This is a genomic window from Geobacillus sp. PK12, assembly GCF_004123125.1.
Classification (GTDB): Bacteria; Bacillota; Bacilli; order Bacillales; family Anoxybacillaceae; genus Geobacillus; species Geobacillus zalihae.
In genome coordinates this window covers 104,553-118,609 of record NZ_SDKL01000013.1, presented here as the reverse complement: position 1 = coordinate 118,609, position 14,057 = coordinate 104,553, and the positions used below count along the sequence as shown (strand labels likewise).

At 55.1% G+C, this 14,057-nt stretch carries 16 protein-coding genes; 4 read left to right on the top strand and 12 right to left on the bottom strand.

Annotated features, from left to right (window positions below):
* Positions 1 to 54 precede the first annotated feature (54 nt).
* Together comGB and comGA are read right to left on the bottom strand one after the other, a co-directional pair.
* Positions 55 to 1,083, bottom strand: a complete 1,029-nt coding sequence (gene comGB, locus ETR37_RS06735; protein WP_015375396.1) for a competence type IV pilus assembly protein ComGB — start codon at positions 1,081 to 1,083, stop codon at positions 55 to 57.
* Positions 1,080 to 2,153, bottom strand: a complete 1,074-nt coding sequence (gene comGA, locus ETR37_RS06730) for a competence type IV pilus ATPase ComGA (protein WP_015375397.1) — start codon at positions 2,151 to 2,153, stop codon at positions 1,080 to 1,082. Before comGA ends, comGB begins: the two co-directional genes overlap by 4 nt.
* Before the next feature lie 192 nt (positions 2,154 to 2,345).
* On the opposite strand from comGA, the gene ETR37_RS06725 reads away from it, so the two are divergent.
* Positions 2,346 to 3,044: a helix-turn-helix transcriptional regulator gene (locus tag ETR37_RS06725; RefSeq protein WP_015375398.1), complete on the top strand. Its 699-nt coding sequence runs from the start codon at positions 2,346 to 2,348 to the stop codon at positions 3,042 to 3,044.
* A 155-nt stretch (positions 3,045 to 3,199) separates the two neighbouring features.
* Positions 3,200 to 3,442 carry a DUF2626 family protein gene (locus ETR37_RS06720; RefSeq protein ID WP_008879854.1) on the top strand — a complete coding sequence of 81 codons (243 nt, stop codon included), beginning with the start codon at positions 3,200 to 3,202 and terminating at the stop codon, positions 3,440 to 3,442.
* Between the two features lie 83 nt (positions 3,443 to 3,525).
* Here ETR37_RS06720 and ETR37_RS06715 read toward each other — a convergent pair whose 3' ends face one another.
* Positions 3,526 to 4,659, bottom strand: coding sequence for a class I SAM-dependent methyltransferase (locus ETR37_RS06715; RefSeq protein ID WP_015375399.1), 1,134 nt, complete (start codon positions 4,657 to 4,659; stop codon positions 3,526 to 3,528).
* 319 nt (positions 4,660 to 4,978) lie between these two features.
* The gene (locus ETR37_RS06710; RefSeq protein ID WP_011231920.1) at positions 4,979 to 5,611 is read right to left on the bottom strand and encodes an MBL fold metallo-hydrolase; all 633 of its coding nucleotides are present in this window, start codon (positions 5,609 to 5,611) and stop codon (positions 4,979 to 4,981) included.
* Between the two features lie 169 nt (positions 5,612 to 5,780).
* Between ETR37_RS06710 and ETR37_RS06705 the strand changes: the two genes are divergently transcribed.
* Positions 5,781 to 5,957 (top strand): DUF2759 domain-containing protein, encoded by a 177-nt coding sequence (locus tag ETR37_RS06705; protein ID WP_011231921.1) that lies wholly within the window; start codon positions 5,781 to 5,783, stop codon positions 5,955 to 5,957.
* A gap of 35 nt (positions 5,958 to 5,992) precedes the next feature.
* Here ETR37_RS06705 and ETR37_RS06700 read toward each other — a convergent pair whose 3' ends face one another.
* The 4 genes from ETR37_RS06700 to ETR37_RS06685 all read right to left on the bottom strand — a co-directional run bounded on the left by ETR37_RS06700 (position 5,993) and on the right by ETR37_RS06685 (position 10,069).
* Entirely contained in the window at positions 5,993 to 7,153 is a 1,161-nt protein-coding gene (locus tag ETR37_RS06700) for a M14 family metallopeptidase (protein ID WP_011231922.1), read from the bottom strand.
* A 183-nt stretch (positions 7,154 to 7,336) separates the two neighbouring features.
* Positions 7,337 to 8,290 carry an ROK family glucokinase gene (locus ETR37_RS06695; RefSeq protein ID WP_011231923.1) on the bottom strand — a complete coding sequence of 318 codons (954 nt, stop codon included), beginning with the start codon at positions 8,288 to 8,290 and terminating at the stop codon, positions 7,337 to 7,339.
* A gap of 7 nt (positions 8,291 to 8,297) precedes the next feature.
* Positions 8,298 to 8,510, bottom strand: a complete 213-nt coding sequence (locus ETR37_RS06690; RefSeq protein WP_011231924.1) for a YqgQ family protein — start codon at positions 8,508 to 8,510, stop codon at positions 8,298 to 8,300.
* Positions 8,511 to 8,605: 95 nt separating this feature from the next.
* Entirely contained in the window at positions 8,606 to 10,069 is a 1,464-nt protein-coding gene (locus tag ETR37_RS06685) for a spore germination protein (protein WP_129447059.1), read from the bottom strand.
* A 125-nt stretch (positions 10,070 to 10,194) separates the two neighbouring features.
* Here ETR37_RS06685 and ETR37_RS06680 point away from each other — a divergent pair, with 125 nt between their 5' ends.
* Positions 10,195 to 11,058, top strand: a complete 864-nt coding sequence (locus tag ETR37_RS06680; protein WP_013144736.1) for a hypothetical protein — start codon at positions 10,195 to 10,197, stop codon at positions 11,056 to 11,058.
* Between the two features lie 50 nt (positions 11,059 to 11,108).
* Here the strand turns inward: ETR37_RS06680 and ETR37_RS06675 are convergent, their stop codons facing one another.
* The 4 genes from ETR37_RS06675 to ETR37_RS06660 all read right to left on the bottom strand — a co-directional run bounded on the left by ETR37_RS06675 (position 11,109) and on the right by ETR37_RS06660 (position 14,034).
* Positions 11,109 to 12,278 carry a rhomboid family intramembrane serine protease gene (locus ETR37_RS06675; RefSeq protein ID WP_129447087.1) on the bottom strand — a complete coding sequence of 390 codons (1,170 nt, stop codon included), beginning with the start codon at positions 12,276 to 12,278 and terminating at the stop codon, positions 11,109 to 11,111.
* Positions 12,279 to 12,443: 165 nt separating this feature from the next.
* Positions 12,444 to 12,623 carry a hypothetical protein gene (locus ETR37_RS06670; protein ID WP_012820537.1) on the bottom strand — a complete coding sequence of 60 codons (180 nt, stop codon included), beginning with the start codon at positions 12,621 to 12,623 and terminating at the stop codon, positions 12,444 to 12,446.
* Positions 12,624 to 12,698: 75 nt separating this feature from the next.
* On the bottom strand, positions 12,699 to 13,472 hold the full coding sequence (locus ETR37_RS06665) for a DUF92 domain-containing protein (RefSeq protein WP_129447058.1): 774 nt from the start codon (positions 13,470 to 13,472) through the stop codon (positions 12,699 to 12,701).
* Complete coding sequence (locus ETR37_RS06660) at positions 13,462 to 14,034, bottom strand: 5-formyltetrahydrofolate cyclo-ligase (RefSeq protein ID WP_015375406.1); 573 nt, start codon at positions 14,032 to 14,034, stop codon at positions 13,462 to 13,464. The genes ETR37_RS06665 and ETR37_RS06660 overlap by 11 nt, the downstream gene beginning before the upstream one ends.
* Positions 14,035 to 14,057 lie beyond the last annotated feature (23 nt).

Here is a 14,057-nt window from a genome sequence, read left to right as displayed (position 1 = left end):
AGAGCAACACACCAAGATTGAGCATCTTGTTCCTACAGAGCCGTCCCATTCTTGTCACATTTCATTCAACATCGAAAACATCGGCAGCAAAATCGCCAAATACAGGCCGACAACAAACGAGCCAACGACCGCCAATAAAAGCGGCTGCATGCGTTTTAAGACCGACTCGATTCGCTGCTCCATCACCTGCAGCAAAAACTCGCTGTAATGTTCAAGTTCTTTGCCAAGCTCGCCGTTCGACTGGCCGTGGCGGATGACAAGCGCCAGCTCTTGTTCGTAATAGCGGGCGGCGCCGATTAATCTGTCAAGCGCCATCCCTTTCATCAACCCGTGGCGAAGGCGCCGGCCTTCCATTTGCAAAAATGGCCAGGACGACGGCTCGCTGAACACGCCGAGCGCATCATAAACCGACAACCCGGCCTGCAGCAAGCGCCCGAGCTGTCGGGCAGTCAGGCAGGTGAGGAACAGTCTCAGAAAAGAAGCAAGCCCTGGAATTCGCAAGGCGAATTGAAGTTTTCGGGAGACCGGCCAGCGGCGGAAATAAGCGGTGTAAAACAGCCCGGAGAACACCGCCAAGACGGCGATGGCCGCCATCGCCATAGGGGCATGGGCGACCACCGCAAGCAGCCAAGCGGTGTGCCCGCGTTGTGGAGAAAACGCCGCCGCCGCCCGTTCAAACTGCGGCAGCAGCCACCATTCCATCAAGACGAGCATGATGATGAGCAAAGAAAGAAGGAACATCGGATAGCGGCTGAAGCGGCGAAGCTGCTCGTGGAAGCGCGCTTTTTGCGCCAGCGTTTCCCCTGTCTCTGCCATGCCGCGCGGCAAGTCGCCATGCCGTTCGGCAAAAAAGAGAAGGTTAACCGCCATGCGATCGACCGACAGCGCTTCGACAGCCGCAAACAGCGGCAGCCCGGCGCGCAGCTGCTGCAGGCAGCGCTCTATTTCCAGCCGCCGGTGTGTTGGAGCTTGGATGGCCAAAAACTCAAGCGCTTGCCCAAGGGGGTAACCGCGTTCGAGCAGCCGGCCGAGCCGGGTGAAAAACAACGCCTGTTCAACAAGCGGCCACATTTTGCGTTTCATCTTTCTTCCCCTCCGACGAGCTCAAGCATGCGGACGGGCAGGTAGCCGAGCGCAATCCCCTTGCGGATCAAGCGAGCGAGCGTCATATAAGAGCGCTTGGGCTTCCCTCTCCCATTGGAGAGAAAATGAATCACGTCCTCCAGGGCTGAACCGCAAAGCAACTCATAAACAGCCGTGCGCCGGCGGCGCCCAAGACGGCCGCACGATGGATGGCAATCGTCGCCGCACAGCGGGCAGCAAAGCTCGACAAGCCGCTGGGCAGAGACGGCAAGCAGCGTCTCGGCCAAATCGCCGAGCGGAATGCCGAATTCATGCAGCCGGTAGACGGCGCCGACTGCATCGGCGGCGTGCATCGTCGAGACGACCAAATGGCCGCTCAACGCTGAACGGATGGCAATGGCCGCCGTATCATGATCGCGGATCTCGCCGACCATCAACACATCCGGGTCATGGCGCAGCGCCGCTTTTAACCCGGCGGCGTATGTGATGCCTGCTTTTTCATTGATTTGCACTTGCAACAATCGTTCGTTCTGTTTTTCGATCGGATCTTCAAGCGTGATGATGTTGCGTTGCCTTTCCGCTTGGCAAAGATCAAGAAGGGTGTAGAGGGTCGTCGTTTTTCCCGACCCCGTCGGGCCGGTCAACAGCACAAGCCCTTGCGGATGCTGCATGAAGGAAAATAATCGTGCGGTGGAGTGGAAGAATAAGGATAGTTCGCGAAGCGGCAGCGAGAGGCGCTGCGGCAGAAGTCGAATGACGAGGCTTTCATCGTAGAGCGTCGGCAATGTCGATAAACGCAAATACACCGTTTCCCCAAACTCCGCTACTTCCATGGCGCCGCTTTGCGGACGGCGTCGTTCCCCGATGTCCATGCCGGCTAAAAATTTAAAGTGAACGATGAGGCGTTCCGCCGTTTCTTTCGGAAGAGCGCCAACGTCGACAAGCATGCCATCGAGCCGAAGACGAACGGCGGCATCACGGCGGCGCGGAACGAGGTGGAGATCCGAGGCGCGGCGCTGCACCGCTTCAGCGAGGAGGCGGTTTGCCGTTTGTTCGATCTCGTTCAGCACAGATTCCCTCCTTTCGACAGGTTGCTTTCTATTTCGACGAGCATGAGTCGTTATCCTGCTTTTGGCGCAGCTTTTTTGTGAAATTTTTTTGAATGTCAGTCCACTCACTGAAAGCAGTGACAAAAATCATTCCTCGCTTTGGACGATTTCATTATAATAACCATATCAATGATTCATTTGGGAGGGAAACCGATGGAACAAACATTGAAAATCACAAGCGTATTGTCTGACCCGACAAGATTTCATATTTATGAATACATGGCAAAAGTGCATCGCGAAGTTTCCGTTCAAGAAATCGCAGAAAAATTCCATATCCATCCAAATGTCGCACGCCTGCACTTAACGAAGCTTGAGGACGTTCGAATGGTCGTATCGGATACGCAAAAAACGGGAAAAGGCGGACGGCCGAGCCGGCTGTATCGGCTGTCCGACGAAGTGATCGGGCTGTATTTTCCGTTCCGCGATTATCAACTCCTCGCCCGCATCGCCATTCAAACGATGGCCAAACTCGGTCCCGTTGGAAGCGAGGCGTTGCGTGAAACAGGAAGACGATTCGGCCGTGAGCTCGTCGCCAGCCGTTTGCCGCATAACAGCGCAGCGAGCGCGCTCACCATGGCAGACAAAATCGCTATAATGGAAGAAGCGGCCGAAGCGGCTGGATGTTTGCCGCAGTTGCACCATGATGAAGAAAAAGGAGTGCTATACCTCGATATTTTCAACTGCCCGTTCAAGGAAATCGCAGCGCAAGCACCTGATACGGTTTGCGGTATGCATCACTCCTTTTTGGAAGGAATGGTCGAGACGCTGTTTGCCGGTGCTGAAGTAACGGAAACGGAAAATATGATGGAAGGCAGCCATCGCTGCGCCTACCGCATCGTCATCCGTCCGTGACAGCGTCCCTCCTTCCTTCTTTTTTGTCTGAAAAAATCAACGGCCGGCCTTAGCTTTATTTCTTGCCCCTTGTCCGAAAGCGTTATTTACATTCCCAATCGTTGTACATTATAATAAGTAAGGACCAATGGTTTCAAACAAAGGAGGGATATAGAATGGACCGCATGTTCCGCGTGCTCGCCTTTTGGACCGGCATTTTTGCTGTCATGTTTTACCTCGGCCACATGCATACGACGTCGCTCATCTTCTTTGGGCAAACGGTGTTTTTCCTGTTCCTCGGCTTTTTAAAGCTGACCGAAAGAATGTACATTTACATTTTCGGGGCGTATTTGACGATCTTCTTCGCGGCGTTTACGTATTGGACGACGTTTATGATGGTGCCCGGCATGGGCGAATAAAAAACAGGCAGAACCTCCTGCCTGTTTTTTTGCCGCTTTGACCAGAACTCCTTTTCTCCATTGCAGATCAGCGAAGGAAGCCGTTAATCGGCCGGCAAAAACTCGGGCGCTGGCCAAAAGTCGCGCGCGGCAAAACTCATCCCTTTCTGCAAGATCAGCACGTCAAAAAAGCGGCTGACGCCATCGTCGGCGATCAGCGCGCGGATCATTCGATTTTGGCGGCTTGCCGGCGAAAAGAAATCGCCGCCTTCTGAAACGTCCCATTCATGCAAAAGGCCGGCTGCGAGCAAAAACCGATCTTGGCGAACGAACGCCACTTCCTCCCACCCGGCCTGACGGGCGTACAAGCGAAACGCATCCCATTGTACATGGCTCGTCAAGTCCATCTCCCCCGGATGGCGAAGCGGGTCGGCAACAAGCTGATGACGGAAATATCCGCGCAAGCTTCCATGCCGCCGCGCCGGGGCGCGCAGCTGTTCGTCCGTATAGCCATAGTCGATCGTCACCATCACCGCCTGATGAAACAGCGTCCCAACCTCGAGCCAAAACGCCTTCATCGCGAGAGGCACCTCAAGCCTTTGCCCTTCAGCAAGATCCAATCCGCGCTCATGTAAATAGCGGACAATAGCGGGACGGCAAAGCGGCGCCTTTTCTTCAACGAGCCGGCCATCGCGGGCGGCGACAAAACATTCGTGCAAAACGCCGCCTTCCTTTACAATGACGTGAACGGGAAATGCATCAAAAAATTCGTTGCTAAACACAATGCCGGAAAACGGCCCACGCTCGGCCAGCCAGCGAGAGACATCGTCATATTGCTCCACCTTCTCGGCTGCGGGTTGAAGCGTTTCGCGCTGGCGCCGGCGGTGGAACGGGCTTTGGTCGATGATCGTATACGACAAGCGGTCGTATGTATGTGGACTTTTTTTCTTCCATTCTTCCAATACCGAAAGCGCCAATCTTCCGTCTCCGCCCCCCCACTCGCAAACAGCCGGCGGCAGGCCGCTCTGTTCCACCATCCGAACCCAAAGCGAAGCAAGCGCTTTGCCAAACACCGGCGCGAATGAGCTGTTCGTAAAAAAATCGCCTCCCTTGCCGATTTTCGCCCGTTCTCGCATATAGTAGCCGAATCGTTCATCGTAAAGAGCCATCTGCATGTAATCGGCGTACGACACCCGCCCACCCGGCGCCGCGGCAATCTGTTCATACAATCGATCCATCACCATTTCTCTACCCCGTCTTCCTCATCATTCCGAAAGAAGCTCCCGCCTCAAGCAAAGTGAAGTGGGAGTCGTTCACTTTTTTACTGTTGACATAGTGAAAATAATCATATATTGTTATAGTAGCAGCTTAACTATATCCCCTCCCATTATTGTGGATAGAACATCCCCCAAAAACCCTTCTTGGCGCGGCTAAGAAGGGTTTTTTTGTGTTCCGGCGCCAGGAGGCCTTCGGTTGCGCTTTTCCTTGCCCAAAGGAGCCCCCTGCGTTTGCCCGAGGGGATTGCTTGTGTGAAGCCGGCGTAGACGGCTTTTTTTCTTACGAAAACCCATGCAAAAACGGATTTGCATCCATCTCTGCGGCGATCGTCGTCTCTGGCCCATGGCCTGAAAGAACGATCGTTTCCTCCGGCAGCGTAAGCAGTTCGTCATGAATGCTTTTCAACAGCTGCTGATGGTTGCCGCCTGGCAAATCCGTGCGTCCGATGCTGCCGGCAAACAGCGCATCGCCGGAAAACACAATATTGGCTTGTTTGCAATAATACGAGACGCTGCCCGGGGAATGACCCGGCGTTTCGCGGACATCCAACGCAAACGGACCAATGTTCAGCACCGTCGGTCCTTTCAGGCATGTCGGTTCGCAGCGGACAGCGACCGGACCGCCGAAATAAAGCGAGCCATTCAATGCCGGATCTTGCAGCCATTGTTTTTCCTTTTCGTGCACATACACTGGAATGTCCCAGCGGGCAAGCACGTCCGGGATGCCGCCAATATGGTCAAAATGCGCATGCGTCAGCAAAATCGCCAACGGGGTCAGCCCTTTTTCCTCGATCCGGCGGACGAGCGCCGCGCCTTCCGCGCCGGGGTCAACGATCAGGCATTGTCGATCTGCAGACGACAACAAGTAAGCGTTGGCCTGAATCGGGCCGACAGGGATGCGCGTCCATTCCATGGCCATCTCCTCCTTTCCTTGACATGTCCAATATTTAACTTTATTTTACTGCTTTTTTTCAAGCGATGGAAGAGAAAAGAGAAAGGGACCTCGACAAATGGAGGAAAAAAGATTACAATGAAAAAGAATGGACACGTTTGTACATACTGTTTCATGAGGGGGTAAAACGATGGGTACGGTCATTATTTTTGCACTTGTGACGTTGCTTGCCCTTTATGGAATGCTCCGTACATTGCGCGAGAAAAACGTGCTCGGATTTTTGTTTGGACTTGCCACTACCGCCGTATTCGGCTGGTTTACCATCATGACCATTTTACATCATGGCATTCCAACCGGCACGCACTGAAAACGCAAGAGGCGAATCATGCCTCTTGCGTTTTTTTATGCCATTTTGAGCGCTGCTAAAAACAGGCCGAGGCTGTCGCGGTATATTCGCGCAAACTGCGAGAGCGGCAATGGATTGACACCCTCGCCGAGCTCCACCGTGTAACCGCGCCGTCTCCACGTTTGAATGAACCAATCGCGGTAGCCGGCATGGCTGTCAATGTAGCGAACAGCCTGGTAGCCGCTTGCTTCAGCCATCGCCTGAACCGTTGCCTTCGCCTCCGGCGGCTCGAACCCTTCATATCCCCAATAAATTTCCTTGCCTTGTGTATGAAACGCGACGACCATCGCAAAATCGCCCGACTCGGCGAGCTCCGCCATCGCTTTCGCCTCCGGCTCCGTAAGTGGGGCGAATCCTGGAAAATCACGCGGTGCCGGCGCTTTCGGCGGTTTGCGGGCCTGTTCTATTTCCCAGTTAGCTGGGAATTGATTGTTTAAATCAACGCCGCGGATGTTCGCTTTCCATTGCGAAAAGTCGAGCGATCCACCGTTGATGCAGACGACTTCGCTCCGATGCGGCTCTTCTTCCGGCGGGCCGTTCAGCACAAGGTTGACGCCGTCGGGATTGACCATCGGCACAACGGAAAGAGTCACTTTACGGTAATAATCAAGCACCCGATGGCCAGCAAGCTCGTCATCGTTAACCAACGCCCTCGCGTACTCGTCGATGAGCGCCATGATTACGGCCGTCGTGATCCACTCATTCGCGTGGAATGATCCGTTCATATGCACGCGCACCGGCCCGCGGCCGATTTGCAGTTCAACGAGCGGCAAGCCGAGAACGCTATGGCCGATCGTCCGCTGGCGCACAAACGGATAGCGACAGACGAGGGCGGTGATATCCTCCATCAAAGCGGCAAAATCGTACGGACGGACGCTGCGGACGACCGGGGACGAAATCCGCTTCGGCAGCGGCGCTGTTCCGTTGATGACCGCCATCGCCCCCGGCAGCCGCCGCAGCACCTCCGTCGGCAGCGATAGGCGGTCAGCGAGCGCTTCCCACGTATCGATCGGCGCGTATCCCGGGATGGCAACGGTCTGCCCAGGGCGCAATCCCTCTTCCACATGCGGATTCGAATCGATGATCAGTTCAGTCGGCACCGAAAACCATCGTCCATATGTTTCAAACGTATCGCCGGGCCATGCTTGAAGGTGCATGCGCCGTCTCCCCTTCCCATTTCTTTACCTTAACATATGTCGGCAGACGGCAAAAAATGAGCGCCTGACAGGCGGCAGTGCACGAATGTTCGCAAACATCTCCTTCTTTAAAGTTCGTTCCAATCTCATATCATCCAACAATAAGAAAAGGCGCCCCAACCTTTTTGGGACACCTTCCGTTGTTTACGCGCCGACAAGCTCTTTCGCCAGCCAGGCGGCGCCGATGACGCCGGCATCGTTGCCAAGCGTCGCTAAAACAAGCTTCGCCCCAGCGGCGACGCGCGGGAACGCGAAGCGGCGGAAATGGGCGGCCACGCGCTCGACAAGCATGTCACCCGCCTTGGACACGCCGCCGCCGATCACGATTTTCTCCGGGTTCGTCACATTGGCGGCATTCGCCAACGCCCAACCAAGATAGTACGTTGCTTCATCGACCACTTCCAATGCCAGCGCATCGCCCGCTTTGGCGGCGTCAAACACCGCTTTGGCCGTCACATCCCCGTTGCGAAGCTCACTCGGACGCTCATCTGCGGTCAATTTCTCCTTGGCGATCCGCACGATGCCGGTGGCGGACGCAATCGTTTCCAAACATCCGGTTTTGCCGCAGTTGCAACGGGCGCCGCCATCAGGGATCATCGTCATATGTCCGATCTCTCCGCCGGCGCCGTTTATGCCGCGCACAATGGCTCCGTTGGCAATCACACCGCCGCCAACGCCGGTGCCAAGCGTCACAAACAACAAATGGCGCGCTCCTCCCCCTGCTCCTTTCCACATTTCGCCAAGCGCGGCGAGATTGGCGTCATTATCGACCGAAACGGGCAGCCCCGTCGCCTCTTCCAGCCGTTGCTTCAATGGATAATTCGTCCACCCTATATTGACCGTCTCATACAACATGCCGGTTTCCTCTTCGACCGGTCCGGGGGCGCCGATGCCGGCGGCAAGCAGCCTCTCTTTCGCTCCGCCGAGCTGGGCGAGCGTCTTTTCAAGCGATCGGGCAATGTCAGCGACGATATGCTCACCGCGATTGGCGGTGTTCGTCGGAATTTCCCATTTGTGCACGATGTCACCCTCGGTGGTGACAAACGCCATTTTGATTGTCGTGCCCCCGAGGTCAATGCCTACCAACCATGGTTCCATTGCATCCTCATCCTTTTTTCATCCGTTTTTCCCGCTCCATTTGCGCTTCCTGCCGCAAAATAAACAAAGCGGCTTGCAGCTGTTTCGCATCGATCAGCTGGGACTGGTACAGCTCTTTCACTTCCTCTTCCATCAGCTCCAGATCAGCGAGCCGGTCGCCCACGTAAATGATCGTGCCAAACCGTTTCAACAGCTGCTGAACATCGTATACCGTCTTCATCATCATTCATGCTCCTTTTTTCCTCTTTTAATGTAGCGGCAAACGGCCGCGGCCGTCAAGACAAAAAACGCAGGCGCTAAAAATCAGCACCTGCGTCAGCGGTCAGGGTCGCGCGGGTGAAGAATCGCCGGTCGCCGGTTTTTGAGCGGCATCGGCGACCGGATGAGCACGTCGCGCATCGCTCGGTAGGAGAACGGGATGAACGGCCATAAGTACGGAACGCCAAATGACGTCATCCGCGCCAAGGCAAGAATCCAAACGGTGATGCCGATGACATAACCGTACAGGCCGAACAGGCCCGACAAAATGAGCAAGGCAATGCGGACGAGCCGGTTCGCCAAGCTCATTTCATAGCTGGGCGTCGCAAACGTACCGATGGCCGTAACAGAAAAATACAAAATCACTTCATTGGAAAAGAGTCCAACTTCCACCGCGATGCCGCCGATCATAAGCGCGGCGACGAGGCCGAGCGCGGTCGCCAGCGAAGACGGTGTATGAATGGCGGCCATTCGCAGCATATCCATCCCGATTTCAATCATCAAAATTTGTGCAAACAGCGGAATGTCTCCCAATTTGGCCTTTCCCAAAAACTGGAGTGGATCCGGCAGCAGTTCCGGCTCGATCATGAGCAAATACCAAAGCGGCAGCAAAAACACCGACGCCCAAACGGCCAGAAAGCGGACGAGCCGCAAATACGCCCCGACGATCGGCTTATTCCGGTACTCTTCAGCGTGCTGCAAATGATGCCAAAACGTTGCCGGGGTAATAATGACACTTGGCGATCCATCGACGATCACAAGCACATGGCCTTCATACAAATGGGCCGCTGCCGTATCAGGGCGTTCCGTATAGCGGACAACCGGGTACGGATTCCAATGCCGGCCGGAAATAAACTCTTCCACCGTTTTCTCAGCCATAACCAGCCCGTCTGTGTCAATGGCGGTAATCGATTCCCGAACGCGGCGAACGAGTTCTGGGTCGGCTATTTCCTCGATATAGCAAATGCAAATATCGGTCTTCGAGCGCCGCGCCACCTGCACGTACTCCATGCGCAAGGAAGGGTCGCGGACGCGGCGGCGGATGAGCGCGGTGTTAAAGACGATCGTCTCGACAAAACCGTCGCGCGCCCCGCGTACGACCCGTTCCGTATCCGGCTCTTGCGGCCCGCGCACCGGATACGTGCGAGCGTCAATCAAAATGATCCGCTCAACGCCGTCAACGACTAATGCCGTCGGCCCAGCAAGCACCATCGCGACCGCTTCTTCCAAGTCGTCTGTCTGTCCGATCTCGACGTACGGAAGATATTTTTTCAGGAGCTTCTCAAGCGGGTGAACGTCCAGTTCGTGTTCCTCAAGCCGGGACAAATATCTCATCAAATAATGCAAAATATCGTCTTTGACAAATCCGTCAATCATAAACAACGCCATTGCCCGGCCGCCATATTCGACGTCAAGGCGAATGACATCGAAGCTCTTGCCGACTCCAAGCCGTTCGGCTAAATAGGATGCATTGTCATGAAGGCGACGGGACGCCGGGCGTTTGGGCATCTGTTTCTCCATCGTCATCCCCCTGCATCGTTTGCACTGTATACTTCTCATCATAGACAAGCATGAGGAAATTCATACATAAATGTTCCTTGCAATGCATATATTGGTGAAAACCTTGTCCAATCCGGGAGGATGTCATGAAACGATGGATGATCCCCTTCATGGCGCTTGCTTTTTTCCTTGCCGCCGCGCTCGCCTCGCTGTGGGAGCACGATCAGACCGCTGAAACGATCAAGTTTTTCCCGCTTGATCGCGAAGCGGCGTTCATCGAAGCGAAAACATCGCTTGCGCTTGAGGGCGACAATGAACCCGGACGCTACGCGCTCCGCTGGTCAGCCGCTTCCATTTTAAACCGCCGCGCCTATTTGCGTCAGGACATCTCGCTGTTGTTTGCCGATGGCCGCTTGGCCGATGTGCTGTCGAAATGGAAAACGAACACGGACGCGATCGACATGGAAAAGACGGTCCGGATGCGGGACAGCCGCTTTTTTCAAGCCGTCTCGTTCCATCACGGCGAGCTGCATACAAGAGAGAACATCACAAGCAGCCAAACGATGTCAAGCAGCTATTTGTACGTCATTGACTCACCGTACCATCCGCGCGCATCGTTCCGGCGGCCAAGAACAGATGACGAGCGCGAATGGCAGCGCGTCTTGAACAAAGCCACGAATGAATTTCTTCGTCATAAAGCGGACGAGCTGATCACCCACTTTTCTTTGTCAAAGAAAGATTATTACGCCCTTTATTTGCCGGAGCTCGTCGCCTACACGGAACAACCGTTGCCGGGGTTGTCAACGGCAAAAACGCAAACCGTCATCGGCCGTCTTTGGGAAGGATTGTACAAGTCGTACATCCTTGGCATAAAAAAAGAGGATGGATCCATCCTCTCGCCAATCGGCAGCACGATGCCGCTCATTCTCATTCGCAAAGATTACAGCAGGCTCTTCGTTCTCATTGAAGCGAAAAACGGGGAAAAAGTGATGCTCGTGCAACTTCTTTAACACATTTCGAAAAGAGGCCTCCCACTTCAAACAAAGCGAAGTGGGGGCGTTTACCGAAATCCGATCCATAAGCCAGCGGCGACAAGCAGCGCCGACACCGCCAACGCTCCCGCCTGCCGCCCTAAAGCGGTGTGTTTTGGCAAATGAACGACGCCAGCCGCCAAAAAACCGCCAACCAGTCCGCCGATATGGCCGGCGTTGTCGATGCCGGGAACAAGCAGGCCAAACAACAGGTTGACGATGATTAAACTGATGACGTTCATTCCCATCGTTCGAAAAAATAAATGCCGGTAGACAGTGCCGAAGTAAAGAAGAGCCCCGAACAGCCCGAAAATGGCTCCCGACGCCCCGGCCGATAATGATGGTGTAAACAAAAAACTCGCCAGCGCTCCGAAAAATCCAGCCGTTACGTAAATGAACAAAAAGCGAAGCGAGCCGTACAGCCGCTCAACCGTGATCCCTAAATAATACAAGGCGAGCGTGTTGGTCAGCAGATGCAAAAAACCAATATGCAAAAACATCGGCGTCAACAGCCGCCACCATTCTCCCGCCTCAATGAGCGGATTGAATTTGGCGCCGTAGTGGATCAACACATCCGGATTCGTGCTCCCGCCGCTCCATTCGAGAACCAAAAACATCGCAACCTGTACGACGATGAACAGCCGGGTGAACATCGGCTTGCCATACTCAAAAATGCGCCGTTCCTCCTCACGGCGGCGCCGCCATTCGCGGACCACCTCGTGCTTTAAGCGCTCGGCGGCAGCAAACGGATCGGACGTTTCCACAGGCGGCTCAAAACGGAGCGCAACACCCGTCATCTCCGCAAGCCGCGGCAGCACGTCCCCCATATTGCCGCTGTGAAGGAGGAGCGTATGAAGCACGCCATCGGACGCTCCAGAGAGCGGCAACGGCTCGGCGACAAGAAATTCCCAATCGTCAACCGGCGGATACGCCATCACATAAACATTGATGACCCGGCCCGCTTTGCTGAAATTCCATCCCCTCATTTGCTGAACGAATTGCCATGTATATTCCATATCAAGGCGCAACGATCGGCTCCAATCAAAATCAGCGCGCACGAGGCGGATGAGTGTTGGGCGACGCCAATGGTTTGATTCCAGCCATACTTCATCGGCCTGCTCAGACATCCGTACGATGCGGTAGCCGCCGCGAGACAAACACTGAACAAGCTGCCAAAACAGTACATCCATCGTTCCCATCACGTTCTCCTCTCCCTTTCCCTGGCGAGGCCAAGTCCGACAAACAGCAACAAAGCCAACTCATCGACCGTCCGGCAAACCGGAGCGAATGGGCCGGCGGGCGCCGGCCGCCGCGGCCGGTTTTTTCATAACCGACTTCTTCAAAAATGATTCACCGCTATTGCATCATGGACGCAACATTTGCGAAACAAGGGCGTTGCGCACAGGAGGAATGTGGAGCGCAAATCGGACAAGTTGCTTTCGCAACGGCGGAACGCGCAATGCGAAGGCGGCCATTCGGTAGCGATAGCGGTAAGCAAGACATCCAGCGGCAACGACAAGCAGCGAGTACGACCATTTATTCATCGTTGTTCCTCCTATCATATGACATGCTCGTTATTCTTTTTCCCTTTTTCTCTCCAAATATGAAGCGGGGCGCGCCTAACGCGCCAGCACGAAGGCGGCCAGCACCGCAAAGATGACGGAAAGAACGTTCACCGCATCATTGTCAAGCCACCGCCAGCCTTTCATATGAATGGTCGCCTGCCCGCAATGCCGTTTCCGCTCAGTCGTCGCCCCGCATGCCGGACAGCGGTAAGCCGCTTGCCAAGCCGCGCCAAGCCACGTATCAAACCAGCTGCCGAGCCAACCGAAAAAGGCAAGAGTAAAAACGGGTCGGACGTCGAGAAAAAACACGCCAACAGCCGCAATAAACAGTGCGCCGGCAAACGAAGCAGCCGTGCCAAGGAGCGTCACAGCCCCTGAGGTGCCGGCTTCCACCGGCCGAAAACTCGGCCAAACCCGAGGCGGCCACGGGCTTAAAGAACCGATTTCAGACGCCCACGTATCAGCGTTCGTTGCAGCGACGGCGACAACAAACAGATCATCCCAAATCGGGTCGGGACGGACAGCGGCCAATAGCGCCAACACGGCCGGCACCCCGCCATTGGCCAGCACTTGGATGGCATCGCGCCGCCCGCCTTTCGCCAATTTTTCAGACAGTTTTGCCTTGCGTTGCTTTCCGATGTGGCTAAAGAAGCTGGAGCTGACAAAAAAGCAGCCTAACACCCATATTCCGCCCCATGAAAAGCCGCATCCAACCGCTGCGCCGATGACAACGGCTGCCGCCGCTCCTGATATGGACAACGAGCGCAACAGCCATCCTCCGCCGGCGGCGAGGGCAGAGACCGCGATATACCACCATTCATCGCTCACAGTGAAGAACTCCTTGATCCGTAATAATGAATTTCACCGGCACATCATGCTCCTCGGCCGGAATGTCGTCCATCACTTGAAAGGAGTAAGCCAGCGCTGCCGTCACCGCCGAAGCTCCCCGCAAATATCGATCGTAATACCCGCCGCCATAGCCGATCCGGTAGCCGGTTTTGGCAAAACAGACCCCCGGGACAATGATGAGATCAAACTCATCGCGGTCGATCGGCGTTGTTTGTTTTTCAATCGGCTCAAACAATCCGGCGTACGCTTTTTCGAGCTGGGAAAACGACTCAAGCCGCCGAAAGGACATCGTTTTTGCCCTTGGATCGCATTTCGGGACGCCGATCGTTTTTCCTTCCCGCCACGCCTGTTCCATGATCGGCAAGGTGTTGACTTCCGTCTCTCTCGACACCGTCATGGCGATCGTCCGCGCCGTTTGCCATAATGGCCACCGATATAAATGAGCGGCGATTTGCCGATCGTACATCTCTTTTTCTGCCGCTTTAAGCTGCCGAAGCTGATTCAACATGCGCTGGCGCCATTCCTGTTTGCCGTCCATCATCTTCCCCTTCCTCCCATAAAGAT

What these genes read in the sequence shown, in the direction of transcription:
- comGB (WP_015375396.1), bottom strand. Translation starts at nt 1,083, where the DNA reads ATGAAACGCAAAATGTGGCCGCTTGTTGAACAGGCGTTGTTTTTCACC.
- ETR37_RS06725 (WP_015375398.1), top strand. Translation starts at nt 2,346, where the DNA reads ATGGAACAAACATTGAAAATCACAAGCGTATTGTCTGACCCGACAAGA.
- ETR37_RS06720 (WP_008879854.1), top strand. Translation starts at nt 3,200, where the DNA reads ATGGACCGCATGTTCCGCGTGCTCGCCTTTTGGACCGGCATTTTTGCT.
- ETR37_RS06715 (WP_015375399.1), bottom strand. Translation starts at nt 4,659, where the DNA reads ATGGATCGATTGTATGAACAGATTGCCGCGGCGCCGGGTGGGCGGGTG.
- ETR37_RS06710 (WP_011231920.1), bottom strand. Translation starts at nt 5,611, where the DNA reads ATGGAATGGACGCGCATCCCTGTCGGCCCGATTCAGGCCAACGCTTAC.
- ETR37_RS06705 (WP_011231921.1), top strand. Translation starts at nt 5,781, where the DNA reads ATGGGTACGGTCATTATTTTTGCACTTGTGACGTTGCTTGCCCTTTAT.
- ETR37_RS06700 (WP_011231922.1), bottom strand. Translation starts at nt 7,153, where the DNA reads ATGCACCTTCAAGCATGGCCCGGCGATACGTTTGAAACATATGGACGA.
- ETR37_RS06695 (WP_011231923.1), bottom strand. Translation starts at nt 8,290, where the DNA reads ATGGAACCATGGTTGGTAGGCATTGACCTCGGGGGCACGACAATCAAA.
- ETR37_RS06690 (WP_011231924.1), bottom strand. Translation starts at nt 8,510, where the DNA reads ATGAAGACGGTATACGATGTTCAGCAGCTGTTGAAACGGTTTGGCACG.
- ETR37_RS06685 (WP_129447059.1), bottom strand. Translation starts at nt 10,069, where the DNA reads ATGGAGAAACAGATGCCCAAACGCCCGGCGTCCCGTCGCCTTCATGAC.
- ETR37_RS06680 (WP_013144736.1), top strand. Translation starts at nt 10,195, where the DNA reads ATGAAACGATGGATGATCCCCTTCATGGCGCTTGCTTTTTTCCTTGCC.
- ETR37_RS06675 (WP_129447087.1), bottom strand. Translation starts at nt 12,278, where the DNA reads ATGGGAACGATGGATGTACTGTTTTGGCAGCTTGTTCAGTGTTTGTCT.
- ETR37_RS06670 (WP_012820537.1), bottom strand. Translation starts at nt 12,623, where the DNA reads ATGAATAAATGGTCGTACTCGCTGCTTGTCGTTGCCGCTGGATGTCTT.
- ETR37_RS06660 (WP_015375406.1), bottom strand. Translation starts at nt 14,034, where the DNA reads ATGATGGACGGCAAACAGGAATGGCGCCAGCGCATGTTGAATCAGCTT.